The sequence below is a fragment of the Mesorhizobium sp. M0701 genome (assembly GCF_040320365.1).
Classification (GTDB): domain Bacteria; phylum Pseudomonadota; class Alphaproteobacteria; order Rhizobiales; family Rhizobiaceae; genus Mesorhizobium.
This window is the reverse complement of sequence record NZ_JAMYPO010000010.1, coordinates 18985-45265: the sequence shown is the minus strand read 5'-3', so window position 1 is coordinate 45265 and position 26281 is coordinate 18985. Positions and strand designations below refer to the sequence as shown.

Genomic DNA, 26281 nt, shown 5'->3' with positions numbered 1-26281 from the left:
GAGCGCATTTCGATGAGCGGCGACAAACACTCGACCTATACGCCCAAAACCAGAATCGAACGTTGGTTCGATGCCCGCCTGCCGCTGCCGCGGCTGGTGCACGACAGCTTCATTGTCTATCCGGTGCCGCGCAACCTGAACTACGCCTATACGTTCGGCGGCATTCTCACGATCATGCTGGTTTCACAGATCCTGACCGGCATCGTGCTGGCGATGCATTACGCTCCTGATACGGGGCTGGCCTTCAACTCGGTCGAGCAGATCATGCGCGACGTGAATTCGGGCTGGCTGCTGCGCTATCTCCATTCCAACGGCGCGTCGTTCTTCTTCATTGCCGTCTACATCCACATCTGCCGCGGACTCTACTATGGTTCGTACAAGGCGCCGCGGGAGCTGCTGTGGGTGCTCGGTTGCACCAATCTCCTGCTGATGATGGCGACGGCCTTCATGGGTTACGTGCTGCCTTGGGGGCAGATGTCGTTCTGGGGCGCTACTGTCATCACCAGCTTCTTCACCGCAGTCCCACTGATCGGCGACTGGCTCCAGCAGCTTTTGCTCGGCGGCTTCGCGGTCGATAATCCGACGCTGAACCGCTTCTTTGCGCTGCATTACCTGCTGCCATTTGTGCTTGCGGGTGTGGTGACCTTGCACATATGGGCGCTTCACGTCGTCGGCCAGAACAATCCGACCGGCATCGAGGTCAAATCGAAAACTGATGTCGTGGACTTCACGCCCTATGCAACCGTCAAAGATGCCTTCGGCATCCTCGTGTTCCTGTTCTTCTTCGCCTATTTCGTTTTCTACCTGCCGAACTACCTCGGCCATCCCGACAATAGCAGCATCGCCAATCCGCTGAAGACGCCGGCCCACATCGTCCCGGAATGGTACTTCCTGCCGTTTTACGCGATCCTGCGGGCCATCACCTTCAATATCGGGCCTATCGATTCCAAGCTCGGCGGCGTGCTCGCGATGTTCGGCTCGATCGCCGTGCTGTTCCTGGTGCCGTGGCTCGACACCTCGAAGGTGCGCTCGGCGGTCTATCGGCCCTGGTACAGGGTGCTCTTCTGGCTGTTCGTTGCCAATGCCCTCTTTCTCGGCTGGCTCGGCTCCCGGCCGGCGGAAGGCGCATACGTCGTCATGTCCCAACTAGCGACGCTTTACTATTTTGCGTTCTTCATCATCGCGATGCCGGTGCTCGGGCTGATCGAAAAGCCGCGACGGCTGCCGAATTCGATCACCGAAGCAGTTCTCGAAAAAGACAAGGCCAGCGGCAGAGGCCCGATCGCCGGGCCGGAGACCAAACGTTGAACTGCCATGGCGGTGATCGTTCATGAACTGGTGGAACTCTCCTCTGGTCTACATCGTGTTGCTCGGCCTCGCCGGGATCGTCGTTTGGACCCTCATCCCCAGCCGCTTCGCCAATGCGAAGCTGGTCGTCCAACTCGGCTTTTTCCTCGCGATGTCGGCCATGGTTCTCCACCTGCGCGTCGTGCCATACGAGGCCGCAGGAGACAACGAGACAACCGGAGGAGCGATCCTCATCGGCTCGGTGAAGCTGCTCTGGTGGGTTCACCTTGCCTGGGCGCTGATCGGATTTGTCCGTATCTATCTCGTCTTCGAGCGACAGCCGCGCGAGGCACGTCTCCTGCAGGACGTCGTGGTCGGTGTCGTCTACGCTGGAATGTTCCTGTCGATCCTGGCGTTTGTCTTTGCAGTGCCGGTCGGAACGCTCATTGCCACGTCGGGCGTCTTTGCCGTCATCCTGGGACTGGCGCTCCAGAATACGCTTGGTGACGTATTTTCGGCGATCGCGCTAAACCTCGGCCGCCCTTACGTGCTTGGAAACTGGATCATTCTGGGCGACGGAACCGAAGGCCGCGTTGTCGAGACCAATTGGCGGTCGACCCAACTTTTGACCCCGACACACAATGTCGTGGCGCTGCCAAACAGCCTTCTCGCCAAGATCGGGGTAACAAATCTAAGCGGTCCGGACGAGAGCCATGGACTTGCCGTAACCGTCAAGGTGGCGCCAACGAAGACGCCGGCGATCATCGTAGACCTCATGCGCACTGTCTTGCTGAGCTGCAATTCAATCCTCCAGGAGCCTTCGCCTTCGGTCACCATCAGAAGCCTGGATGCCGCAGCTATCGAGATCGAGTTGTTTTTTCGCGTCGCAATCATCGACCAGCGAAGTGCCGCTCGGAACGAAATCTTCGATCTCATTTATCGCCATTCAAAGTCGACCGGCATGCTGCTGGCGGAGCCATTTTCGGGCTCGATTGCCATGACCAACCGGCCGGGCCACGAGACGGCGGCCTCCCAAGGCTTCACCCCGATCGAACTCATCAATTCCATACCGGTATTCTCGGCGCTAACGGATACCGAGCAGGAGTCGCTCGCCAAAGCGGCCTCGGTTCGCACCTACCATAAGGGCGAGATCATCGCACGACAGGGAGAGATGCTGCCGTCGCTCATGATCGTACGGACGGGAGTCATCGTCCGGCAAATTGGCGAGGGCGATGATCAACTGCAGGAGATCGGCCGGCTTGCACCTGGCGATTTCTTCGGCGAGACCGGCTTGCTCGCCGGCATTGGCGAGATGTCAAGTTTGCGGGCAATGACCCCTGTCACGGTTTACGAGATAGACCAGGAAAGCTTTGCGCCGCTGCTGCACGACAGGCTCGAAATGGCCGAAGATCTTGCCGCGACCCTGTCGATGAGGGTGTCGGCTTTTAATGAAAGCGGCATCGCCGAACAGCACCACGCGAACTCCAAATTCGCGCTCCTCAAAGCCATTCAGACAGTCTTTCGCGCCGCTCCGTTCAAGCGCGTTCGAGCACCTGGCTGATAAGGCATGCAGAAGGGCAGAGATCCATGACCATCCGCCAAAGCGATATCACAGGCATCGATACACTCATCCAGCCGGCTATCCGTGATTTTGCGGACGGACTGAAGATAAGGCGCGTATTGCCGTCCTCGAATCGCCTGATGATCGGGCCCTTCATCCTGTTCGACCATTTCGGCCCCGCTATGTTCGACGCAGGTCACGGTTTCGATATGGGACCACATCCGCATATCGGCGTTGCGGCCGTGACCTACCTGATCGATGGCGAGATCGTCCATCGCGACAATTTGGGGTAAAGTGCAGACCATCCGGCCTGGCGAGGCCAACTGGATGACGGCCGGTCGGGCATCGTCCATTCCGAGCGCACGCCACCGGACGTTCTCCGACATGGTCTATGCCGAAATTGTGCTCACGAGCGGTGCGCGCTACCAGGTGAAACCCGAACACCGTGAGCGTGCGATCTACATCGTCGCCGGTGAGGTTGGAATGTCGGCCAGCTCGGTACGTTTCATGAGGCCGAATTAGTAGCTCTGGCGCCCGGCGCTGAGATTGTGCTCCAGGCGCCTGCCTTCCATGCGGCGAGACTGATGCTGATAGGAGGGGAGCCCCTGGCCGAGCCACGTCATATCTATTGGAACTTCGTCTCCTCTTCAGCCGATCGAGCAGGCAAAGGCGGATTGGCGCGAACGCCGCTTCCCCGGCGTGCCGGGAGAGCACGAACTCATGCCTCTGCCGGCTGGCAGCATGTGAGGGATAAGGCAGCGGATGGTGACCTCAGCGCCGCGACAGCTTGACGCCGGGTGGCGCAGGCAGACCACTACGACATCAGGTAGAGATCGTTCATCGTTTCCTCATCGAGCAAACCGTCGAACCAGACGTCGAAGATTGTCTCGAGCAGGAACTCGTCATTGCTTGCTTCGGAAAACAGCGTCAGGGACGCGTGCAACTTCTTCGCATCAACCTCACCGAAGACAGCGCGAGCGCTCAGGCCGGAGAGCCGCTGCAGGGTGCCAACGCATTCCCGATAACGGCCTCCAAGGATCGGAAATGACAGATAAGCGCTGGCTTCGTCGAGCGATGTGATTGCATATGGCTCAGGCGCTGCACCACTTCGCCTTGTGGCCAACCTCGGGAAGATGAACTCCATATAGGGAGTGCACATCATCCCTCGACGTAGAATGGCCAGCGCGTCGTCGTAGACCGGATCCTGTGCGCTGACGAACCTCTGCAAATCATACTCGTCAGGCATTTGGATAGATCCTTGGGAAACCCTCAACATTGGTGCCCTGACTAGCCGTCGACGACATCTGCATAGTCCGGGTGCTTGGCGAAAAAGCGGCTCATGAAGGGACATTTCAAGATCGCTTTACGGCCGGTTTTGCGGAGCAGTTCGAAGGTCCCTTGGGCCAATCGCGACGCGATCCCTTGTCCGGAAAATTCCGACGGGACTTCGGTGTGTATCAGCGCGACCTTCCCGCCCTCGAGCCGATAGTAGGCCGCCGCAAACATATCGCCGGCGATCGGCAGCTCGAAACGGCGCTGTTGGACGTTTTCAACGAGTTGTGCATCCATCTCTATCTCTCGATTGTATGTCACGTCTGTCACCGGAGGGAGATTGGCCGACCGCTATCGCATCGCCGGCAATCGCAGGGTGACGGTCGTGCCTGCCCCGAGCGTGCTCTGAAGGTCGATGCTTCCGCCTGACTGCTCGACAAAGCGCTTCACCATCGGCAAACCGACGCCGCCGAGGCCTTCGCTTTTGGTGGTGAAGAACGGATCGAAGGCGCAGACCATTGTCTCGCAGGTCATCCCGATACCGTTGTCCGCGACGCGGATGTCTACCTGACCGGCGGCAGAGTTTTCAGAGGCCAAGCCGGCATCGATCGAGATGAAACCGCCGTCAGGCATTGCATCGCGCGCGTTGAACAGAAGATTCAGAACCGCATTTTGCAATCCAAAGCGATCGCATCTCACCAAAGGCAGGTCGGATCCAACCCGAAGCTCAAGACCGAAATTGGCATCCAAGGCGCTCCGTACGAGGGTTTCGATCTCAGCCAGGCAAGCACCTACGTTTGTGTATTCGATTTCCGCGTGGCTCTCTCGGGCCAGGCTGATGGTTTGCCGGACAAGGCCACCAGCCCGCTCCAAAGCCGTTTTGGCGCCGGCTATTACAGGCCCGAGCGCCGGAGCCGCTTGGATGCTCGGATCGCGGGCCAGGTGGTTCAACGCCGACGAGGCGACCTGAATGAGATTGCCCAGGTCATGGACGATGCCGGCCGTCGACATTTGCACGGACATACCACTTCCAGGGCCATCGGGCGGGCCGTCGAAGACATCTTCTTTTATGTCCGGACGAAACATTTCGTTCCCCGCTGGCTAAGTCGGCACCTATTGGCTTCAACACGCTATAATTTATGGCTTTTATTTTCCATTATATCTAAGCAGTCGCCGATACATACTTCCGTATATTCAATCGCGAGACGATGCTCTATTGATAGCCGATCCCGCTGATGTAGTTGGCAAGCAGCCGTTCCTGCAGTTCCTCTTGTTTGAAGAGCGCCTTCATCGCATCACGGATATCGAGGACGCCTAGCGGTTTCGAGTCGGCCCCGAGCACCGGCACATTCTGAAGGCCTTGCGCGGCCATGGTCTGCCAGACTGAATGAAGGTCGTCATCGGGACCACAGGACACGATGGACCTGCTCATCAAAGCCGCAATCGGCGCTTCTGTTGGCCCTGAATTCGCCAGATGGCGGACAAGGTCGGACTTGCTCAGCACGCCTGCCGCCTCCCCACTTCCGTGGCACACCACGACCAGGCCTATTGCGGGCCTGGAAAGTGAGAGTGCCGCACTGCGGAGTGGAGCGTCGACATCGACCACCATGAGACGGGCCGATATTACTGGATGCAGACTGTCAATTCGCATGACGCCCTCCTGAGAGCGCCTCGCGGCCGCGGCCGCGGGGCTGGGATCGGTTCCAGTGTTGGTCGCCGAGCTCGGCGCCTTCGTCCGGTCGGTCAGAATGGCGCGCAAACAAGCGCCATTCTGACCCATTCCAAAGATTAGCTCAGTGCTGCTTTGCTCAGGCCAAACTTCGCATCGCCCGAGCCCGGGACGGGTTTGAAGCCGATGTTCAGACGGTTCCAAGAGTTGACCGCCATGACAACGAAGGTCAGATCGGAGATTTCCTTCTCGGAAAGCTGCGACCTGACCCGATCGTAGATCTCGTCGGGGACACCCTGCTCGGGCAGCTTGGTCAAGACTTCCGTCCATGCCAAGGCTGCGCGCTCGCGAGGAACGAACAAGGTCGAATCCCGCCAGGCTGCCAGGTGGTAAAGGCGCAGTTCGCGCTCGCCATGGATCTTCGCCTGTTTGACGTGCATATCGAGGCAGAAGGTGCACCCGTTCAGCTGCGCGGCTCGGACTGCAACAAGGTCGCGGATTGGCTCTTCGATCGACCCCTCTCGCGTCGCACCAAGAAATTCAATAAATTTCTTCAGAAGTTCCGGCGACTGCTCGGCATAACTCGCGCGTTGGGCGACGGCTTTTCCTTTCGGAGCGACCGGTGGCGCTGCAATATTCATTACTTATCTCCTTGAGGTGTTTTCAATCCATTGCAGCGTAAGGATGACCGGTGAGACGAACTGTTGCTATCGTGCCGATGATATGTATTGCCACTCGATTGGGTTGGGGCGCCTAAACCGAAGTATAGGAGGTGGAAATTGGCACCTGACCGCTGCCCCCGGCAATTCGCTTTGGCGCAGGCATGCGACGGGCGCACAGCGTTTGGGTCACTTGAAGGGCGAGGCTGAACCGACCGGTGTCGATAGAACCTGGATCGAAACGGCGTTCACTCTTCGAAGGGAGCGTTCATCACAAGATCAACTGCCGAAGTCGCCTTGTAACCTGAAACAAAGCGCTCGCCGAAGTCCCGGGCAAAGTTGTCGTAGGTGGTTTCGGGCCTGATCTCGGCGATATGGCAAAAGCATCGCGTCATCCGCCGCTTCATCCCGAGGCGCGGAAATTCGCCAACGATCTTTGCAATCTCGGCTGACGAAACGAGGCTGTATTGCAAGCCGACGACATCGAGGCAGATGCCGGCTGTGCACAGCGCCACCTCAGCCTCCTTGTAGAGGCCGATCGACGGCGTCGAGTTGAGGGCGACGCTGTCCCAGATCAATTGGGCGCGCCGCTCGTCGAAGCCGCCTTCCCGAACGAAGGCGCGGGCGAGATCGGCGCCTTCCACTTCGAAACGGCGCGGCCCGGCGAAGTCCTCATTGAGCGTGACGTCATGCAACAGGGTTGCAACCGCAACAACCTCCGCGTCGTGCTGGATATTCTGAATCTGTCCGATCCGGGCCGCGAAAAGCCAGGATCGGACCACGTGGTTGAACAGGTAGGGTTCACATCGAGCGCGGGCATGTTCGATCGCTCGGCCAACAAGCGGAGTAGTGTGCGGATGGCGATCGAATTCATGTCACTGACCGTCCCTTCGCGTACGCCCCGATGGTCCCGGGGGCTACGATTTCATTTCGCGTTCGTCGTCAGTTCCGTCTCGCTGGTGTCGACGACGAAAATAGCAAGCAGACGAGCGCCTTCCGTCTTGCTGGCGTTTTCGCTGACGGCATGACGGTCGCCAGGGAATTCCGAAAAACTCTCGCCGGCGCGATAAGTCTTCACCGGCCCGTCGTTGACCTGGCTTCGGATCGCCCCCTCCAGGACCGTGGCATAGATGAACGCGGATTTGGGATGGGTGTGAGCCGGTGACGTACCCCCAGGCGCGTACTCGACGAGCACAGCTTTCATGCTCTTGCCGGGCACGTTTGGAAGAGCCTGGTCGTAGACAAGCTTCACGCTGGCGGCGTCATTGGCCATTGCTGCGGTGACGGAAGCGGAGGTGAGCGCGGCGCAGAGAAGTGTTTTGATCATGTCTGGTCTCCTTGTTGTGCGAATGGCGGGCCTATCCGATGATTACTTACTTCGGTGGTGTGTATCGGCTGAGCCAATCATCGAAACGCACGGCGCCGATGCGCGCGTTCTCGCCGGGCACCAGCGTTCGATCGTCGATTGCCACTTGGCCGTAGTAGAGCGCGCCGGGATCCGGGACGACTTTGCGCGGGTCGTTGGTGGCCTTCAGGAAGCGCTCGACAAGTTCGCTCATGCGAACACGCTCCGGGCCGGCAATTTCGATCATGCCGTTCAACGGCGCGGCAAGCGCGACGTCCGCCATCGCATCGGCAACATTATCAGCCGCCATGGGTTGGAAGTAGGCCGGCGACATATGAATGGTATCCCCGACGGCGCCCGTGTTTGCGATGGCGGCGGTGAATTCGAAGAATTGAGTGGCGTGAACGATGGTGTAGGGAATTCCGGACTCCCTGATCAGCTTTTCCTGAAGCAACTTGCCGCGGAAATAGCCCATGCCCTGCAGCCGGTCGGTACCGACGACCGACAGCGCCACGTGATGACGGACGCCGGCGGCCGTTTCGGCAGCAAAAAGATTACGCCCGGATGCCTCGAAGAACTCCAGGGCAGCCTTTTCCTCGAACGACGGCGAGTTCGCGAGGTCGACGACGACCTGCGCACCGGCAAGCGCGGCCGCCAGACCCTCTCCCGTAACGGTGTTGACGCCCGAATTCGGCGACGCCGCAAGCACGTCGTGTCCTTTGTTTCGCAGTCTCTCCACGGTCTTTGAACCGATCAGCCCGGTTCCGCCGATGACGACGATCTTCATGTCTAGTCTCCTGGTGTTGCGTGTCTATTTTCGTTGCTAGATCGGATGCTGGGCGTTTCCGGCCTGCTACTGACTGACCGATGCAGCAGCATCCTCGATGAGTGACGTGACCTCGTCGGGATGCGAAACCATGAGCGCATGGGACGCACCCTCGATGACGACGGTCTTTACCGCGTGCGCACGCTTGGCCATGAAGCTCATGACGGCTGCCGGGATGTTGCGGTCATCCGAGCCGTAGATCATGTAGGACGGCAGCGTCTTCCATGAGGCGACGCCCGAGGCTTCAGCCAGAGCCGCCTGCGCAACAGGGCGTTGAGTGGCAGCCATCAGCAAAGTCTGCTCTTGCGGAACGTCGGCGGCGAACTGGGCGCGGAACTTGGCCGGCTCGATGAAGAGGTCTTGTCCGCCGTCCGGCAACGCGACGGGAGCAAGCGCGCTCCCCAAGGTGCTGCCGGGAAACATGCTGGACAACGTAAGGCTCGATTCGCCGGTATCCGGCGCGAAACCCGCCACGTAGACCAATGCCTTCACATTGGGATTGCCATTGGCGGCCTCGGTGATGACAGGCCCGCCGTAGGAATGCCCCACCAGCACGACCGGCCCGGAAACCGACCGGATGATGGCTGAGACTGCTTTCGCATCGCTGGCAACGCCGCGGAGCGGATTAGCCGCGGCTATCGCTACATAACCGTCTTTGCTGAGCTTGGTGATGACTGCATCCCAGCTCGACGATTCCGCGAAGGCGCCGTGCACCAGTACGATCGTCGGCTTGGGCTGAGAATTCGCGGCCTGCGCCATCCCGCCGCCCGACGCGGCAAGCGCTGCGGTGAGGGCCAGGACTCGAGTTATGTTTCGCATTTGCTTTCTCCCGTGTCGCCTGTGGTGACCAATGCTCAGGAGCATGCGCCGACGCGGCCCGCCAACCTATTGTGCGGAAGGGTCTGTCATACAATGCCAAGGTGCAGGGTAGGTCACCAAGGAGATCAGGTGCCCTGCAGCATGATTGAGGTATCTATGCGGGGTGTGCATTGTCGGCGGTCGCCGGAACAGACACTGAGGGCGCGCCGCAAAGCCTCCTCTCGTCAACGACATAGTCCCTGGCCTTCGGCCTGAATCGCCCAATGCCTTCGTATGGATCAAACAGCCGGACCGTCTGATCGTGTCGCTGCGTCACGACATTTATATTTGTATGGGTGAATATCATCCAAGCCATCAATGGAGTTACTGAAATGAAAATGACAGTCCTTGCTGTCGCCGTGCTTGTTATTACAGCAGGAAGCGCCACTGCCGGAAGCGACCACTATGGATCAAACGGATCCCAGCAGCCTGCGACTGCCTCTTACAACATGTATACATCCTCGATCAAAAAAATGAACAATGATATCGGGGTGCCGAAAACCGTACGCAAGCCGACTGTTCCCAACGATGAATATGGCCAGGGCATCTGGGGTCACTGATCCCGACCTACAGAAAAATTTGAAGGACCGGGGCGTGACCTCGGTCCATCCGCCGTATCGGCGAGCCGGCTTCTCTCTTGCGCGTCGATCCCTGCAATGCGACTTGCCATTTACGTGGCTCAATTTGCACCACGTCGACAAAACGTCTCGCCTCCGACCTATTTGGCGGGATTCGTGCGGCAGCTTCCCGGAAAATCGTCGTGAGGAAGACCGATTGTTCCGGCGTTATTCGCCAGTCTATTGGCGCGACATCGCAGTCGTGGCTCAGAGCACTGCCATCCCGCCGTCGACCCGCAGATTGATGCCCGTGACGAAACTGCTCGCGTCCGAGGCAAGGAACAGAGCAGCTTTTGCCAGCTCTTCCGGCTGCCCCATCCGGCCCAGGGGTATTGCCTCCGCCATCGCCTTTTCAAACAGCCCGCGCTGCTCAAACGGTACGCCTAGCTTATCGAGAATAGCCGTATCCACCGGACCTGGGCTGAGCACGTTGACCCGGATGCCGCGAGACTTCAGTTCGATCGCCCAAGCGCGCGCAAAGGCATTTATGGCCGCCTTCGAGCCCGCGTAAACAGCATGACCGTCCAGAACCTTCTCGCTGGCCAGCGAGCCTGTGAGGATGATTGCGCCGCCATTCCGCATGACCGGAATCAGCTTCTGGACGCCGAAGAAGACGCCTCGCGTGTTGACGGCAAATTGCGCATCATATTCTGCCTCGGAGACGTCGGCCGAGTGCGTGATGGTGTTTATGCCGGCGTTCGCCATATAGATGTCGAGCGCCCCGAACCTCTGGCGGATCTGTTGCGCTACCTCGTCATGGTGCGACACGTCGGCCACATTTCCCTGAATGCCCAGCGCGCCTGCCCCGATCTGTGCGACCGCTTCCTCGACCGCCTGCCGCCGGCGGCCGGTAATGACGACTTGCGCGCCCTCGGCCGCAAAGATTTTTGCAGCCGATAGTCCGATCCCGCTGTTTCCGCCGGTGACCACCGCGATCTTGCCCGAGAGTGCGCCCATTTCGTTCCTGCCTTCGAAAAATAGTGCCGGTGCTGCTGCGATAGTCGCAACTGCTGGCCAAGAAAATTTCACGCCGAATTGAGACCGCCAACATGAGCGGCAATCGCAAACGGCTACCGATTGATAAACTCCCGGTGCTTAGCCAGTTTGACGTCTTGGAGAGCGCTTTGGCCTTCAAGGCAGAACAAGCGCGCGGCGGCGACCCCCGACAGCGCGACGTAGTGTCGAACGCCGGCGATCGCCTCCGCGCTGCACAGGCGCAGTTGCCCGAATGGCAGCCCTATCGCAGCATATGTTTCGCGCCTTTGCCAGCGCTCTAACTCGATGGCGCAGTGGTTCGGTTCCACAATCCGGGACATGAGCCGACAGAACCGGCATTCAGGCCACCGCTCGGCTATGCGAGCGCACAAGGTTTGACCTGGCGCGCCACCCGAAATGCGGTTCAGGGCGCGCGAAATATTGCCAAAGGTGGTCATCGGCGGCTCCAAGGATTGCGGAGAACATGCGGTCGTGACTGAGGGTGTGCTATCCTTTGATGAAGGCGAGCAGGTCAGCATTGACCTGATCTTGGTGCGTGGCCGTGATCCCGTGGGGCGCGCCGGGGTAATAGATATCCTTTGCGCCTTTGATCAATCGGGCCGACTTGACTGCCGAGTCCTTGACGGGGACGATCTGATCGTCTTCGCCATGCAGGACGAGGGTTGGTACGTCGAACTTCTTGAGGTCCTCGGTAAAATCGGTCTCGGAGAACGCCTTGACGCTTTCGTACGCGTTCACGAGACCCGCCTGCATGCTCCAGAGCCAGAACTGATCCAGAGTCCCCTGGGAAACCTTGGCGCCCGGCCTGTTCGCGCCATAAAACAACGGTGCGAGGTCCCGGTAGTACTGCGAACGATCCTTGACGAGGCCGGCCCTTATGCCGTCGAATACCTCGATCGGCAGACCTTCCGGATTGGCCGGCGTTTTCACCATGATCGGCGGAACAGCGGCGATAAGAACAGCCTTGGCCACCCGCTTCGTCCCGTGCCGTCCGATATAGCGAGCAACCTCGCCTCCTCCGGTGGAATGGCCGACCAGCGTGGCGTCCCGGAGATCCAGCGCCTCGATCACGGCTGCAAGATCGTCCGCATAGCCGTTCATGTCGTTGCCGGACGTGGCCTGGCTCGATCGGCCATGGCCGCGCCGGTCATGCGCAACGACGCGAAAGCCGTTATGGGCAAGAAAGAGCATCTGGCCGTCCCAGGCGTCGGAATTCAGCGGCCAGCCGTGCGAGAACGTGACGACAGGACCCTTGCCCCAATCCTTGTAGTAGATTTCGGTGCCATCCTTGGTCGTGATGGTGCTCATCGTCTTGGTTCCTTTGATTGAGGGGGAAGAGGGAAGGTTTTGTTTTCGGCTCGTTGCCGAAGCAGCGCGGGGCAGTCCGGCGGCAACCGTAGAGATCAGGCCTGCCAACAAGACATCGCGGCGAGATCCGCCGACGGAGAAAAGTCCGTCTTTGTTCATCATGTCCATCCATGTGCTTTGAATATCCTGCTCACCATCACGACCGTCGAGTCGGCCTGTGCGGTCGCGTTCGGGGAGGAGCGAGCGAGGAGCGGTAGAAACGCGACGGTCGTGATGGCTTGCGAGGAACAGGATGCATCGATCCGGGCCGCGAACCTATTCTACGGAAGCATCTGTCATACGATGCCAAAGTGCAGGGCAGGCACGCCCAAGATAGGGCCGGGCTGAGGCAAGCTCTTATAGACACACGTCAATTTAGGCTTGGGTAGCGGCGCGGGGACCGACGCGGCATGGCCGGCGTCAGTTGCTGTTGCATGAAATGTTGCGACTTTGTCGGTCAGACTGGCGCCGCCAAAGGGCGCCGCTCAGTGGTAACCGATGTTTGGCGCGGCCTTGCCGCGAAACACCAACAGGACCACCGATGTACATCGGGATCACCCGCAGCAGCACGAGCGTACCAACAGGCAGGAGGCCTGGGCGCGCTGAGAAAGCACCTGAAATGGCCGGGCGCGCCGGGCGATCCTATTGGATGGGGCATGGATCGGCTTGTGCCAAATTCTAGACCTCGCGCATCGGCGCGGGCAGCGTTTCCCACGCCCGGATCAGCTCACCGATGGAAGCGGCTTCCATCTTTCGCATGACATTGCCGCGGTGAAGCTTGACCGTCACTTCACTGATGCCGAGGTCGAAGGCGATCTGCTTGTTGAGGCGTCCGCGCGCCACTTCACGCAGGACCTCGCGCTCGCGCGGCGTCAGCGTCTCGACGCGCTCGATGTTGCGCTTGACGATCACGGCATCCGCCCGCCGCTTGGCATCCACCGCAATGCCGGCGATCACAGCGTCAAGCAGCGTCTGATCCCGCACCGGTTTGGTAAGAAAGTCCACGGCGCCGGCCTTCATCGCCTGGACAGTCATCGGGATGTCGCCATGCCCGGTCAGGAAGATGATGGGTTTGGGGTTGCCGTTTTTCGCAAGATGGTGCTGCAGATCGAGACCGCTCGTCCCCGGCATGCGCACGTCGAGGATCAAGCAGCCGGGGCTCTCCAACACGTCGGCGTCAAGCAATTCACGGGTTGAGGTAAAGCACACCGGCAGGAAACCCGCCGACAGGATCAATTCAGACAGCGCCTCCCGAACAGAGGCATCATCATCGACAATAATGACCAGCGGCTGCTCGGCTTCAGCCCTTCGCTGCTGTGATGATGGCGTCGATCTCGGTAAGGGCAATTGGTCAACTCTCATGTTTAGCCTCCGTTTCTGGGTTGCGTAAAGCGTCGCCGATCGCCGCAAGCAGTGCCTGGCCATCGAACGGCTTGCGGAAAAGCCCGCCAATGCCCTTAGCGCGGTGCTGATCCACTATCTCGTGGCGGCCGGTGATCAGGAACACAGGCAAATCCGGACGCGCCTTCTTGACCAAGTCGCGAAGTTCAAAGCCGTCCATGCCGGGCATCCCGATGTCGGTGATAAGCATGTCCAATCCAGACAGGCCGCTGACCAGCAACGACCCTGCCGACGAGAAGCTGCGGGCCACATAGCCGGCGGACTCCAGAAGGTCCTCCAGCGACTCGAGCAGTCTTGGGTCATCGTCGACAATCGCCACGACAGGCCTCCGCTTGCTCACCCTCAGTTCCCCCCTGCCCGGCGCGAGTGCGTGATCGGTATTCCCAGTCGCTCGGCGATGCGAACGAGGTCGGCGAGCGACGCCGCGACCATCTTCTGCATGACGTTCCTTCTATGAATTTCCAGCGTAACTTCGCTGATCCCCAGTTCAGCGGCCGCCTGCTTGTTGAGCAGGCCGCTGACCACCAGGGGCAGCACCTCACGTTCGCGCGGCGTCAGCTCGAGATAACGTTGCTTCAACACGCCCAGCTCGGCGCGCTCCGATCGCTGTACCCGATCCTGGGCAATCGCCGCATGGATTGCGGCCATGAGGTCTGCATCGCTGAAGGGCTTAGTCAGAAAATCCACGGCGCCGTGCTTGATCGCACGCACCGAGGACGGGATATCGCCATGTCCCGTCAGGAAAACGATCGGCGGATGATCGCCCTCGGCAATCTGCCGCTGCAGATCGAGGCCGTTAATATCCGGCAACTCGATATCGAGGATGAGGCAGGCAGGGACGTCCGGCTTGTCAGCGCGGATATAATCGCCCGCCGATCCGAACGCTACGGCACGCATGCCATGTGCGGCCAGCAGCTCACTGAGCGCCTCCCGGATGCGTTCATCGTCATCTACGATGAAGACAATTTGGCCGTCCGTCGTCATGACGCCGCTTTCGCTTCAATCGGCAACGTGAAGATAAACGTCGCTCCACGTGGTTCGTTCTTCTCGACCCATAAACGCCCGCTGTGCGACTCGATGATCGAACGGCAGATCGCCAGTCCCATGCCCATCCCTTGCTCTTTCGTGGTAAAGAACGGTTCGAATATCCTGTCGGGAAACTCGACGCCCCGGCCGCGATCTCTGACTTCGGTCTGGACAACATCCCCGATATGGCGCACGCGGATGCTGATAACTCCGTCATCCGCACCAGAGTCCATCGCCTCCATGCCGTTGCGGATGAGATTGACCAGAACCTGCTGGATTTGGACGCGATCGAACGCGACTAGCGGAATGTCGCTTCCGACATCAACGCTGGTGCGAACGCCCCGACGCATCGCTTCCTCGGCCACGAGGTCGCGTGCCTCTGCGATGACACTGCTGAGCGTCGCATTGGTCCTCGTCTCGGTGGATTGCTTGAACAGCGCGCGGATGCGGCCGACGACGTCCGCCGCCGAATTAGCGTCCCGGATTATGCGCTCGGCCGTAATCTTCGCGCGTTCGACGTTCGGAGGGGCGGCGGACAGCCAACGGTGGCATGCATGGGAATTGGCGACGATCGCGGCCAGCGGCTGATTCACCTCGTGCGCGATCGAAGCGGAAAGCTCGGCGAGACTTGCAGCCTGAGTGGCTTGCGCGAGTTTGTCGGAGGCTTGTCGCAGCGCTTCCTGGGCGCGCACCTCTTCGTCGATGTCGAGGGAAACCCCGTACCATTGCACAACCGCCCCGTCTTCATCACGCCGCGGCTCGACCCTGCACTCCGCCCAGCGATAGCCATCTGTTTCGCGCCAGCGAAACCGCATCGCGGAACCGCCGCCTGTTTCGAAACAGCTCAGCAACGTGCGCAGCACCTCGGGAGCATCTTCGGGATGAACCAGTTCTTGCAGCAATTCCTCGATGCGCGGCTCTCCGAGTGTTTCGAAATTGGCGATCACGGCGCGGAAATGGTCCTGGTATCGCTTGTTGAAGTAGACCGGCCCGCCGGTCGGCACCGCGCTCCAAATGCGGACCGGCACAGCGTCGATCATCTGCTGAAGCTGCAATTCGCTCCGCCGCAGCGCCTCTTCGGCTTGCATCTGATCGTCTATGTCGTGACAGAGGCCGTACCACTGCACGATCAGGCCAGCGTGATCGCGCATCGGCTCTGCCCGGCTCGACATCCAGTGATAGACCCCATCGGCGCGGCGCAGGCGATACCTCATAGAGAAGCGCTCGCCGGCAGCAAGGCAGTGACTGAGCGTATCGCCGAATGCTGCTGCGTCGTCCGGATGGACGGTGGCCGCTATCATCGCCGCCAGCCGGCCGATGCCCTGTTTGTCCAAATCCGTTACGTCAAGGCCGAGAAAGTCGACCATTCGCTTGTTGAAAAAGGTCGGCTCGCCGTCCGGCGTCAGGCGCCAAACGTGGCTCGGAACCATGTCGACAAGCTGCGAGAGCTCCCGCTCCCGGTCGCGCAATGCCTCCTGCGCGCGCACCTCATCGTCGATGTCGATGCTGGCCGTGTACCATTGCACGATCGCCCCGCTCTGGTTCCGCAGCGGCTCGGCGCGGCCCTCCCTCCAGCGGTAGACACCGTCAGCGCGACGCAGGCGATACCGTATGGGATAGGGTTCGCCGGTGGCGAGGGAGCGGCTGAGCCATTCTCTCATCCTGGGTCCATCGTCGGGATGGACGGCTGCCGCGACTACGGTCGCCAGGCGGCTCGTGCCCGGCTTGTCCCAGCCCGCGATGTCGTTGAGGCCGATATAGTCTGTCGTGCGCTTGCTGAAGAAGGTTGGTTCGCCGTTGGGCGCCATACGGGCGATGTGAGCGGGGATCATTTCGACCAGCAACGAGAGTTCTCGCTCCCGCTCCCGCAAGGTCTCCACACTTTGGCGCAAAGTGAGCACCGCCGCCTGATGCTGCCTGGAAATGGCGGCCACGACCAGCGCCGAAAATGCAGAGATGGCCAGAAAAAGCTGCAGCATGATCTGGTTGTGCTTCTGGGACTCGGGATCGCCGGCAAATTGGCTGGCGCCGGATATCGTGAATACCGCCGTGATCAGAGCGAGAACGGTCAATGCTACGGCGGCGCCTCGGAACTCAAAGCGCACCGCGGCCCAAAGAAGAGGCGGCATGATGATGTAGGCGAAGGGCAGATAGCCGCTCAAGGAAAGGGCGGCGATACCAAGAAAGATCAGCCCCAGGACGCAAGCTTCCATCCACCGCGCCGCCGAGAGCTGCGCCTTGCCGCGCCAGTTCTGGAACACGACCAGCGCCAGTGGCGCTACGATCAGGACTCCTGTCGCGTCTCCGATCCACCACAGCGGCCAAGCCGTCGCAAAGGTTTGCGATTGTATGCCAAACCACGCAAGCGCCGCACTTCCCACCGTCGCGCTTGCAACTGGCGCAATTCCAGCGGCCAGTGCGACGAATGCGAGAACGTCCCGCAACGTTTCCAGCCGAACTGGGCGCTTGCAGGTCTGGTTCACAAGCCATGCGCCGGCCACCGCTTCAAGAGCGTTGCCGGCAAAGATCAGGAAGGCCGCGGGCAGCGGAGTGTGGAACCACAAGAAGTTGCTGAACAGTTCTGCCACACAGGCCCCCAGCACCCACCACGGCCAGCTATACCTGGAGGCGAAGACAAGCGTAGCGATGAAAAGCCCGCTCGGAGGCCAAATGGAAATCCCTGTTCCAGGTATGATTGCGAGCGACTGGGCGAAGCCGCAGCCCAGGACATAGGCCGTAATAAAAAGCCCCAGATGTAAGAATTGGGGACGGTGCGACCAGACGCGCGACAACCTGCCTCTTTCAAGATCGCTGATCATGTTGCCGCGAATCAGGCCCGGTTCATTCGTCGCGAAAGATCGGCCACTTCCCGGTCCGGATCGGTCCAAGTCATGCGTTAACGCGCGCGTTGCGCTGGAATCGGTCTCGCCAAGTGAGTTGGGCGCTATCGTCATCGGGTGCCCCTGACGGACAAACAAACTCTGGAGATTGTCGGCGCTTCGTGTAGCACTTGCTCTTGATAGCTGGACTGGGCTGACGGACTCACGTAGCCACCCTAATCCCGCCACGCCCCAACCGCACCTCATGGAAATCCATGCATTGCACGGGCGGCGGCGCCCCTTCACCGAGAGCCGAAAAAACCAAGCGCTTACTGAGCGCCGCCAGTTATTGCGCAGCTTTCGCTTCAACCGGGAGGGTGAAGAAGAATGTCGCCCCACGCGGCACGCTATTCTCCGCCCAAAGGCGTCCGCCGTGAGACTCGATGATCGAACGGGAGATCGCGAGCCCCATGCCCATTCCGTTCCCTTTCGTTGTAAAGAACGGCTCGAATATCTTGTTGGGACGTTCGATACCCGGGCCTCGGTCGCGGACCTCGGTCTGGATCGTGTCCTCTATCCGGCGCACGCGCATTCCGAGAACCTTGTCGCCCGCCGTGTTGTCCATCGCCTCCATGCCGTTGCGAATGAGGTTGACCAGGACCTGCTGAATCTGGACGCGATCGAACGCAACCAGCGGAAGGTTGCTTTCGACGTCGATGTCCATGCGAACGCGACGCCGCATGGCTTCCTCGGCCATAAGGTCACGTGCTTCGGCAACGACGCTGGGGATAGGTGTGCTGGTTCTCATTTCAAGCGAAGGTCTGAACAAGGCACGGATGCGGCTGACGACATCCGCCGCCGAGTTGGCATCGCGGATGATACGCTCGGCCGTGATCTTCGCGCGCTCGACGTTCGGGGGCTCGGCGGACAGCCAACGGTGGCATGCGTTGGAGTTGGCGACGATGGCGGCCAGCGGCTGGTTCACCTCATGAGCGATGGATGCGGAGAGTTCGGCAAGGCTCGCCGCCTGGCTCGCACGCGCAAGTCTCTCTTGTGCCAGCCGAAGCTCCTCTTGTGTCCGCACCTCATTTTCGATGTCGAGGCAGATAACGTTCCACTGCACTATGGCGCCTTCAGCGTTGCGCATCGGCGCGGCGCGCGTCTCGACCCAGCGATATTCACCATCGAAGCGCCGCAGACGGTGCCGTCGCGCATACGGCTCGCCTGTGGACAGACAATCGGCATATCTCTCTTTGACACCTGTCAGGTCGTCGGGATGAACACCGGCGTCGAGTGTGCCAGCCAGCCGGGACTTTCCCGCTTCGTCCAATTCCTCAAGATTGTATCCGAGGAATTCGCGGAGCTGCTGGCTGCGATATATCGGTTCGCCATCCGGCGCGGCGCAATCGATCATTGCCGGCAGCGTTTCAACGAGCTGCCAGAGAGCGCGTTCTCTCTCGCGCAGCGCCTCTTCGACGCGCAGCTGATCGTCGATGTCGTGCGTAAGGCCGTACCATTGGACGATGCGTCCACCCTGGTCCCGCAGCGGCTCCGCTCGGCCCTCCATCCAACGATAAACGCCATCGGCACGGCGCAGGCGATACTTCATGAAGAAGCGCTCGCCGGTGGCAAAGCAGCTGTCGAGTGCTTCCTTCAGGCTGGCTGCATCGTCGGGATGGACGACGGTGGCAATGAAGGCCGCCAGCAGGCTGGTGTCCGGCTTTTCCGCGTCCGCTATGTCCAGGCCGAGAAAATCTATCAGGCGCTTGTTGAAGAAGGTCGGCTCACCGTTGGGAGATAGCCGCCAGAGGTAGCTCGGAACCATGTTGACGAGTTGCGAGAGCTCTCGTTCCCGGTCGTGCAATGCGGCTTGCGTGGTCACCAGGTCATGGATGTCGACGCTCACGCCGTACCATTGGAGAATGCTGCCATCTTCGTCGCGCAGCGGCTCGGCGCGAGTCTCGGTCCAGCGATAGCCGCCGTCGGTCCGCCTCTGGCGATATCTCTGAACGTAAGGCACGCCGGTTGCGAATGAATGGCGGATCGCCTGCCGTGCGGTGTCGATATCGTCTGGATGGATCACGCTCAGCGACGGCGAGCCGTCCGGGGCGGTGATGTCGTGGAGCGTGGCCCCGGTTACAACGGTGAACCGTTTGTTGACGTAGGAAGGCGTCCCTTCCCGTGTCGTACTCCAGATCAAAGCGGGCACGGTGTCGATCAGCTGCTGAAGGCGCCGCTCACTTTTGCGCAACGCCGCCTGCGCGCGCACCTCATCGTCGATGTCGAGAGAAACCCCGTACCACTGCACGACCGTTCCGTCGTCATCGCGTCGCGGCTCGACCCTGCACTCAGCCCAGCGATAGGTGCCGTCTTTTTCGCGCCAGCGAAACCGCATCGCGGAGCCGCCGCCAGTTTCGAAACACCTCAGCAACGTGCGCTGCACCTCGGGAGCATCTTCGGGATGAATCACCTCGTGCAGCAACGTTTCGATTCCCGGCTCGCCGAGCGCGTCAAAGTTCGCGATAACGGAGCGGAAATGGTCCTGGTATCGCTTGTTGAAGTAGACCGGCCCGCCGGTCGGCATCACACTCCAGATGCGGACCGGCACCGCGTCGATCATGTGCTGAAGTTGCTGCTCGCTCTGCCGCAACGCCGCTTCGGCGTGCGTCTGATCGTCTATGTCGTGACAGAGGCCGTACCACTGGACGATGCGGCCAGCGTCATCGCGCATCGGCTCCGCCCGGCTCGACATCCAGCGATAGACGCCATCGGCACGGCGCAGGCGATAGCGCATCGCGAAGCTCGCACCGGTAGCGAAGCAACCACGGAGTGCATCGCCGAATGCTGCCGCGTCGTCCGGATGAACGGCGGCCTGTATCATCACCGCCAGCCGGCTCATGCCCGGTCGGTCCAGATCCGCTACATCGAGGCCGAGAAAGTCGACCATGCGCCCATTGAAGAAGATCGGCTCGCCGTCGGGATCGAGCCGCCAGATGTGACTCGGGACCATGTCCACGAGCTGCGAGAGTTCCCGCTCCCGGTCGCGCAATGCTGACTCGGCCCGCTTCTGGTCCTCAATGTCTATTGTCGTGCCGTACCATTGAACGATGCGCCCCTGGCTATCGCGAAAAGGTCGTCCTGAGCTTCGAAACCAGCGATAGACGCCATCGGCGCGCCGCAGGCGATGCTCGGTATCATAGGGATCGCCGGTTTCGAGGCAATGCCGCCATCTGGCGGCTACAGGATCATAATCGTCGGGATGGATGGCTCGACGCCAGCCGAACTCATCGTTGTCTTCGGAAGTGTTGAGACCCTCATGCGTGTTGCCGAGGAACGCCAGCGTGTTTGGGCTGACATAGGTGAATCTTCCGGCGGCATCGGCTGCCCACGCGTGGCCGGGCATGCTCTCGATGATTTGCAGCGCAAGCGTTGCTTCGGGGTCGATTTCGCCAAGTGAGTTGGACGCTGCTGTCATTGGCTTCTCCTGTCGGACAAAAAAGCCTGGGGACGGTCAGCGCTTGATATAGCACTTGTTTTCAATATCTGGACAGGCGAACTCACCGCCTAAATCTAGTTCCGCCATGCCTCGGCTGCATCTCATGGAAATCCATGCATTGCGCGGAGATATCGCCGCTACGGGGGCCCTAACGATGGCCTCGCGCGAGCAGCGACGCGGATCGATGCATCAACACCTACCACTGGGAATACGAGCCGGACAGGTAAGACGCTACCGCTCGTCGAAGCAGACAGCAGCCACATCGCGCCTGCGAAGAGCAGAATGCCAAATGGCGCAAGCGTGATCAGGCGCATCCCGGTCCTTTGGATGACGAAGCCGGACAACAGAACCTGATCGGTAGTTCGTACTGAACCTCAGCACAGGTCGTATTATCAGTCAGCCGGATTCAGGCGCGCGAACGTGCCGGCGCGGATCTCCGTAGCGCCGAAGACCGCCCACGAGAAAATCCACTTTGAAGTGTTTCCGGATCATCCTGTGGCAGCAATGATCGCAGAGAGCGCCCTCTTGAAGAGTTCGGTTGTCTTAACGTTCACCTATTTTGACAAGCGCAACACGCATTCGCTGTGCGCAGTTGCGAGGGTTCATGAAAACAACCCGCTATCTTGCCGCCGGCTAACGCGATGCGACACGCAGCCCGGCGGCATCGAAGAGATGCATGCGCTCCGGCGGCAGAGCGAGGTTGATCGGCGGCCCTTGCGATTCAACGCCCTGCTGCTTGAGAACGGCGATAAGTTTGCTGTCGCCGGCAATGGTGGCGTGGACAACTGTTTCCGGGCCCAACGCCTCGGCCAGCGTTACCCGCGCTTCCACCGATCCCTTGCCGCCATTCGAAAGTTGGATGTCGTGTGGCCGGATGCCAAGCGTCGCGTCGTCTCCCGGTTTCAGCGCGACCCCGTCGGCCGCGATCGAGGCCGACAGCCCGCCTGGACCTTCGACACGCACCTCGGCGCCGCTTGCCGAACGCACCTTCACCGGCAGCAGGTTCATCCGCGGCGCGCCGATGAAGCCGGCGACGAACAGGTTGGCCGGCGCGTTGTAGAGATCGAGCGGCCGGCCGACCTGTTCGATCCGCCCCGAGCGCATGACCACGATGCGGTCCGCCAGCGTCATCGCCTCGATCTGGTCATGCGTGACGTAGACCATCGTGGTTGCCAGCCGCCGGTGCAGGCCCGCCAGTTCAGCGCGCATGGTGATGCGCAGTTCGGCATCGAGGTTGGACAGCGGTTCATCGAGCAGAAAGGCGGTCGGATTGCGCACCACCGCACGGCCGATCGCCACGCGCTGCTTCTGGCCGCCCGACAATTGGCCGGGCCGGCGGTCTAGATAGGGAGCAATTTCCAGCATGCGCGTCGCTTCCGTGATCCGCGTGTCGATCTCGGCCTTCGGCATACGAATGTTTTCAAGCCCGAAGGCGAGGTTCTGGCGCACGCTCATGTGCGGGTAGAGCGCGTAAGACTGGAACACCATCGCCAGACCGCGTTGCGCGGCCGAAACGTTGGTGACGTCGACCCCGTCGATCTCGACCTTGCCGTCGGTCGGCCGATCGAGCCCGGCAATCAACCGCAGCAGCGTGGACTTGCCGCAACCCGACGGGCCGACGAGGACCAGCATCTCGCCGTCACCGACGTCGAGGTTGATACCGTGCAAGATCTTCATCTTGCCGTAAGCGCGATCGATGTTGGTCAGCGTTATCCGTCCCATGACATCCTCACTTCAGCCCGGTGCCGGCAATGCCGGAAGTGATGTAACGCTGCAGGAAGACGAAGACGAGGACGACGGGGATCATCGTCACCACGGTCATCGCCAGGATGTAGTGCCACTGCACGTTTAGCTGGCCGGCATAGGTGTTGAGGCCGACCTGGAGTGTGTAGAGTTCCTTGCGCGACAGCACCACCAGCGGCCACAGAAAGTCGTTCCAGCGCCAGACGACCGAGAAGATCGCCAGCACGGCGAGCGCCGGTGCTGCAAGCGGCAATACGATGCGCCAGTAGATCTGCCATTCGGAAGCGTTGTCCATGCGCGCCGCATCGAGCAGCTCGTCGGGGATGGTCAGCATATATTGGCGCAGCAGGAAGACGCCGGTTGGCGTCGCCACCGTCGGCAAGATCACGCCCCACAGCGAATCGAGCAGTCCGACGGCGCCCACCACCGAATAGAGCGGCACCAGGATGACCGACAGCGGCACCATCAGCGTACCGACGATCACAAGCATCGTCAGATCGCGACCGCGGAACTTGTATTTCGACAAGGCGAAGGCGGCCATCGAATTGGTGAGCAGCGTGATCAGCGTTGCCATTGCCGTCACAAAAACCGAATTGCGCAGATAGCGCAGGAAGTCGAAATGGACGAAGGGCTCGGTGTAATTCTCCGTTGCGAAGCCGATTTCGCGCACCGGCTGCCGGTCGGCGATGTTGACCTTCACGATATCGTTCGACGCCTGCGGATCCACCATCTGCGCCACGATGCCGATGCGCCGCACCTCGGCCAGCACCTTGGTCGAACCATCCGGCAACTTCACCCTGTAGAGGGTCAGCGGCTTGTCGTAGCCTTCGACCCTCGCGTGTTGGCTGACATAAGGCATTATGGTCGGCGGGAACTCGGCGAGCTGTGCCGGCGTCTTGAATGACGAACACACCAGCCAGACGGCCGGGCCGAACATGATGACAACGCCGCCGAGCAGCCACAGCCAGCTCACGATATCCGTCCAGTGCCAGCCGCGACCACCGCGCCGGCGGGTCAGGAATGTCACGACCCGGCTCATTCGCGGGCTCCTTTCCGCTCACCCCGGCGTCCGACCTGCAGCTGAACCAAGGTCAGCACGACCAGCACCAACCCCATCAGGATCGAAGCCGCCGAAGCCAGCCCCGGATTGCGCAACAGGGAGGCGAAGCCGATCTCATAGATGTACTGCGTGATATAGAGGGTCGAGGTTCCCGGCCCTCCACCCGTCAGCACATAGACTTCGTCGAAGATCTGCACGGCGCGGATCAGCGCCAGTACGATGACGACAAGCAGATTCGGCATCAGCAGCGGCAGCGTGATGCGCCAGAACACCCGCGCCGGCTTCGTGCCGTCCATCTCGGCCGCTTCGTAAAGGTCGCGCGGGATCGCCTGCAATCCGGCAAGCAAGATCAGCGTATAGAAGCCCGTATGTGCCCAAACCGAAACGCTGACCGCGGCGGTGAAAGCCCAGAAACGGTCTGTCAGCCAGTTGTGCGGCTCGCCGCCCAGATCATGGACGATCAGGTTGAGCAGGCCCTGGCGCTGCAGGATCCAACGCCAGATCAGGCCGGTGACGACGGGCGACAGCAGCACCGGAAAGAAGAACACCGCGCGCCAGAAGCTGCGCCCGACGATCTCGCGGTTGAGGATCAACGCTGTCGCCATCGACACGACCGTCATCAGCGCCACCTGCACGACGACGAACAGGCCGGTATTGTGCACGGCCTTCCAGAAGAGATCCTCGTGGCAAGTGGCAGTGTCCAGGTAGTTACCGCAATCGAGCAGGCGCTGATATTGCTCGAGCCCCACATAGGTTCGGTCCTGCAGGAAGTAGGCCGTTCCCGACGTGGCCGAATAGAAAAAGTTGATGATCATCGGCACCAGGACGAAAATGCCGAAGATCGCCATGTTTGGGGCGAGGAAGAACGCGGCCATGCCGCCGGTGCCCGTCGCTCGCTGCCAGAACTTCAGCGGCACGTTGACGATCGACGCCAGCCACACGACCGGCGCCGCGAGGGCGGCGCCAATCCATGCCTTCAGTGTCGCGGCGGCGGTCACTTCGCCTCGGCAACCTTGTCGGCGATATCCTGGTCGATCCTGCCCCAGGCATCGTCGAGGCTGAGCTCGCCGGCCATCACCTGGCTGACGCGCGTCACCAGCGCGGCGAAGTAAGCGTTGGCCCACTTCCACGGCGGCAGCGCATCGGCCGCCGGCAGGGTTTCACCCGCCGCCTTGACGAACTTGTCGAGCGCCGGACCGACGTTCTTGTCGGCAGAAACCCATTTCAGCCCGCCCTTGTCTACGACGCCCTTGTGCGCGGGCAGAAACAGCGTGCGCTCGCTGAACTCTTTTACCACGTCTTCACGGGCTAGATAATCCATGACCTTGGCGACGTCCTTGGGGTTCTTCGTGTATTTGATGGCGACCAGCGCCGCGCCGCCCTTCACGCCCGAACAGCCTGCGGTACCGCAGGGCGAGCCGGTCGCCACCCAGTCGAAACTATCGCCGATCTTGGTCGATAGATTGGCGACCTGCCAGCTACCCGAATAATAAAACGGGATCTGGGCGTTGATGAAGTCGTCGGCGGCCGCGCGATAGGTCGAGCCTGCCGCCGAAACCCAGGTATCCTTCAGCATCAGGCCCTTGGCGGTCCAGTCGACGAGCTTGCCGACGAAAGCCTTGGTGCCGTCGTCCACTTTCGCCGGCATGCCATCGGGGCCGATATAGTTCGCTCCGAAGGAGACATTCGGACCCGAAATGCGGTGACCGGAACGGTCGATGGCGAAGGCAGCCGGAAGCTGCTGGCTCTTCGCCACCTCGGCGGCGGCGTTGATCCAGTCGTCCCAGGTCGCCTTGTCACCGGGCAGCGGCACGCCGGCCTGTTCGAACAGCGTCTTGTTGGCGAAGCCGCCGGTGAGCGTGAGCTGGGTCATGAAACCCGGGATGGCGTTGGAGCCGTCGAGGCGCATCCAGTCCAGCGTGTCAGCGAAATTGTCCTCCCAATATTTCGGATCGGCCACCAGTGGCCTGAGATCGAGCCAGTGCTGGGCAAGCTCCTTGATGTTTGTGACGCGGGCGATGTCCGGACCCTGGCCGGCTTCGAGCTGGATGGGCAACTGCTCCTGGATCACCTTGTAGGCGACGTTGTCGAGCGTGACGTGGATGTCGGGATTGTCCTTCATGAAGCGGTTCAGAATGTCCTGGATGACATCGCCCTCGACACCGTCCGAATACCACATGATGCGCACGTCGCCGGCAAACGCGCTGGTCGATGCGAGCAGGCTGACCGATAGTGCGGCCAGCAAAGTGCGGGTCTTATTCATGCTTCGTCTCCTCCTTAGCGGGGCGGCGCCCCGATG

Annotated in this window: 24 protein-coding genes and 1 pseudogene; 4 read left to right on the top strand and 21 right to left on the bottom strand. The window is 60.7% G+C overall.

The features are described 5' to 3' along the window. Positions 1-12 precede the first annotated feature (12 nt). The 3 genes and pseudogenes from NKI24_RS12475 to NKI24_RS35945 all read left to right on the top strand — a co-directional run bounded on the left by NKI24_RS12475 (position 13) and on the right by NKI24_RS35945 (position 3595). Positions 13-1308 (top strand): cytochrome b, encoded by a 1296-nt coding sequence (locus NKI24_RS12475; protein ID WP_352745583.1) that lies wholly within the window; start codon positions 13-15, stop codon positions 1306-1308. Between the two features lie 22 nt (positions 1309-1330). Beyond that, positions 1331-2848 carry a mechanosensitive ion channel family protein gene (locus tag NKI24_RS12470; protein ID WP_352745580.1) on the top strand — a complete coding sequence of 506 codons (1518 nt, stop codon included), beginning with the start codon at positions 1331-1333 and terminating at the stop codon, positions 2846-2848. Between the two features lie 26 nt (positions 2849-2874). Then, a pseudogene (locus NKI24_RS35945) lies at positions 2875-3595 on the top strand (pirin family protein). A gap of 67 nt (positions 3596-3662) precedes the next feature. On the opposite strand, the gene NKI24_RS12450 reads toward NKI24_RS35945, so the two are convergent. The 9 genes from NKI24_RS12450 to NKI24_RS12410 form a co-directional block, all read right to left on the bottom strand. Then, positions 3663-4094 (bottom strand): DUF1810 domain-containing protein, encoded by a 432-nt coding sequence (locus NKI24_RS12450; protein ID WP_352743662.1) that lies wholly within the window; start codon positions 4092-4094, stop codon positions 3663-3665. Between the two features lie 41 nt (positions 4095-4135). Further along, on the bottom strand, positions 4136-4417 hold the full coding sequence (locus NKI24_RS12445; protein ID WP_352455795.1) for a GNAT family N-acetyltransferase: 282 nt from the start codon (positions 4415-4417) through the stop codon (positions 4136-4138). Positions 4418-4471: 54 nt separating this feature from the next. Beyond that, entirely contained in the window at positions 4472-5206 is a 735-nt protein-coding gene (locus tag NKI24_RS12440; RefSeq protein WP_352745572.1) for a sensor histidine kinase, read from the bottom strand. 127 nt (positions 5207-5333) lie between these two features. Further along, positions 5334-5771, bottom strand: coding sequence for a CBS domain-containing protein (locus NKI24_RS12435; protein ID WP_352455793.1), 438 nt, complete (start codon positions 5769-5771; stop codon positions 5334-5336). Between the two features lie 137 nt (positions 5772-5908). Continuing rightward, a complete protein-coding gene (locus NKI24_RS12430; protein ID WP_352449835.1) occupies positions 5909-6430 on the bottom strand; it encodes a carboxymuconolactone decarboxylase family protein in 522 nt (173 codons plus the stop codon). Positions 6431-6696: 266 nt separating this feature from the next. Beyond that, the gene (locus NKI24_RS12425; protein ID WP_352612463.1) at positions 6697-7143 is read right to left on the bottom strand and encodes a hypothetical protein; all 447 of its coding nucleotides are present in this window, start codon (positions 7141-7143) and stop codon (positions 6697-6699) included. 230 nt (positions 7144-7373) lie between these two features. Further along, complete coding sequence (locus NKI24_RS12420; RefSeq protein ID WP_352449836.1) at positions 7374-7775, bottom strand: cupin domain-containing protein; 402 nt, start codon at positions 7773-7775, stop codon at positions 7374-7376. 46 nt (positions 7776-7821) lie between these two features. Continuing rightward, a complete protein-coding gene (locus NKI24_RS12415; RefSeq protein WP_023674205.1) occupies positions 7822-8580 on the bottom strand; it encodes an SDR family oxidoreductase in 759 nt (252 codons plus the stop codon). A gap of 66 nt (positions 8581-8646) precedes the next feature. Next, positions 8647-9438 carry an alpha/beta fold hydrolase gene (locus NKI24_RS12410; protein WP_352745567.1) on the bottom strand — a complete coding sequence of 264 codons (792 nt, stop codon included), beginning with the start codon at positions 9436-9438 and terminating at the stop codon, positions 8647-8649. A 371-nt stretch (positions 9439-9809) separates the two neighbouring features. Here NKI24_RS12410 and NKI24_RS12405 point away from each other — a divergent pair, with 371 nt between their 5' ends. After that, positions 9810-10037 (top strand): DUF680 domain-containing protein, encoded by a 228-nt coding sequence (locus NKI24_RS12405; protein WP_352612459.1) that lies wholly within the window; start codon positions 9810-9812, stop codon positions 10035-10037. 264 nt (positions 10038-10301) lie between these two features. Here the strand turns inward: NKI24_RS12405 and NKI24_RS12400 are convergent, their stop codons facing one another. The 12 genes from NKI24_RS12400 to NKI24_RS12345 all read right to left on the bottom strand — a co-directional run bounded on the left by NKI24_RS12400 (position 10302) and on the right by NKI24_RS12345 (position 26245). Next, complete coding sequence (locus NKI24_RS12400) at positions 10302-11051, bottom strand: glucose 1-dehydrogenase (RefSeq protein WP_352745563.1); 750 nt, start codon at positions 11049-11051, stop codon at positions 10302-10304. A 113-nt stretch (positions 11052-11164) separates the two neighbouring features. Next, on the bottom strand, positions 11165-11527 hold the full coding sequence (locus NKI24_RS12395) for a hypothetical protein (RefSeq protein WP_352745560.1): 363 nt from the start codon (positions 11525-11527) through the stop codon (positions 11165-11167). A 49-nt stretch (positions 11528-11576) separates the two neighbouring features. Then, complete coding sequence (locus tag NKI24_RS12390) at positions 11577-12557, bottom strand: alpha/beta fold hydrolase (RefSeq protein ID WP_502894826.1); 981 nt, start codon at positions 12555-12557, stop codon at positions 11577-11579. A gap of 558 nt (positions 12558-13115) precedes the next feature. Beyond that, the gene (locus tag NKI24_RS12385; protein ID WP_031211078.1) at positions 13116-13799 is read right to left on the bottom strand and encodes a response regulator transcription factor; all 684 of its coding nucleotides are present in this window, start codon (positions 13797-13799) and stop codon (positions 13116-13118) included. Continuing rightward, positions 13789-14178: a response regulator gene (locus NKI24_RS12380; RefSeq protein WP_352619259.1), complete on the bottom strand. Its 390-nt coding sequence runs from the start codon at positions 14176-14178 to the stop codon at positions 13789-13791. The genes NKI24_RS12385 and NKI24_RS12380 overlap by 11 nt, the downstream gene beginning before the upstream one ends. Positions 14179-14180: 2 nt before the next feature. Further along, a complete protein-coding gene (locus tag NKI24_RS12375) occupies positions 14181-14822 on the bottom strand; it encodes a response regulator transcription factor (protein ID WP_352622879.1) in 642 nt (213 codons plus the stop codon). Next, positions 14819-17656 carry a sensor histidine kinase gene (locus NKI24_RS12370; RefSeq protein ID WP_352745810.1) on the bottom strand — a complete coding sequence of 946 codons (2838 nt, stop codon included), beginning with the start codon at positions 17654-17656 and terminating at the stop codon, positions 14819-14821. Before NKI24_RS12370 ends, NKI24_RS12375 begins: the two co-directional genes overlap by 4 nt. 373 nt (positions 17657-18029) lie before the next feature. Then, entirely contained in the window at positions 18030-21158 is a 3129-nt protein-coding gene (locus NKI24_RS12365) for a PAS domain-containing protein (protein WP_352745555.1), read from the bottom strand. Between the two features lie 654 nt (positions 21159-21812). After that, positions 21813-22901 carry an ABC transporter ATP-binding protein gene (locus NKI24_RS12360; protein ID WP_352745552.1) on the bottom strand — a complete coding sequence of 363 codons (1089 nt, stop codon included), beginning with the start codon at positions 22899-22901 and terminating at the stop codon, positions 21813-21815. 7 nt (positions 22902-22908) lie between these two features. Further along, positions 22909-23961 carry a carbohydrate ABC transporter permease gene (locus tag NKI24_RS12355; RefSeq protein WP_352745549.1) on the bottom strand — a complete coding sequence of 351 codons (1053 nt, stop codon included), beginning with the start codon at positions 23959-23961 and terminating at the stop codon, positions 22909-22911. Continuing rightward, on the bottom strand, positions 23958-24980 hold the full coding sequence (locus NKI24_RS12350) for a carbohydrate ABC transporter permease (protein WP_502901447.1): 1023 nt from the start codon (positions 24978-24980) through the stop codon (positions 23958-23960). Before NKI24_RS12350 ends, NKI24_RS12355 begins: the two co-directional genes overlap by 4 nt. Further along, positions 24977-26245, bottom strand: a complete 1269-nt coding sequence (locus NKI24_RS12345) for an ABC transporter substrate-binding protein (protein WP_352745546.1) — start codon at positions 26243-26245, stop codon at positions 24977-24979. The genes NKI24_RS12350 and NKI24_RS12345 overlap by 4 nt, the downstream gene beginning before the upstream one ends. Between the last annotated feature and the right edge of the window lie 36 nt (positions 26246-26281).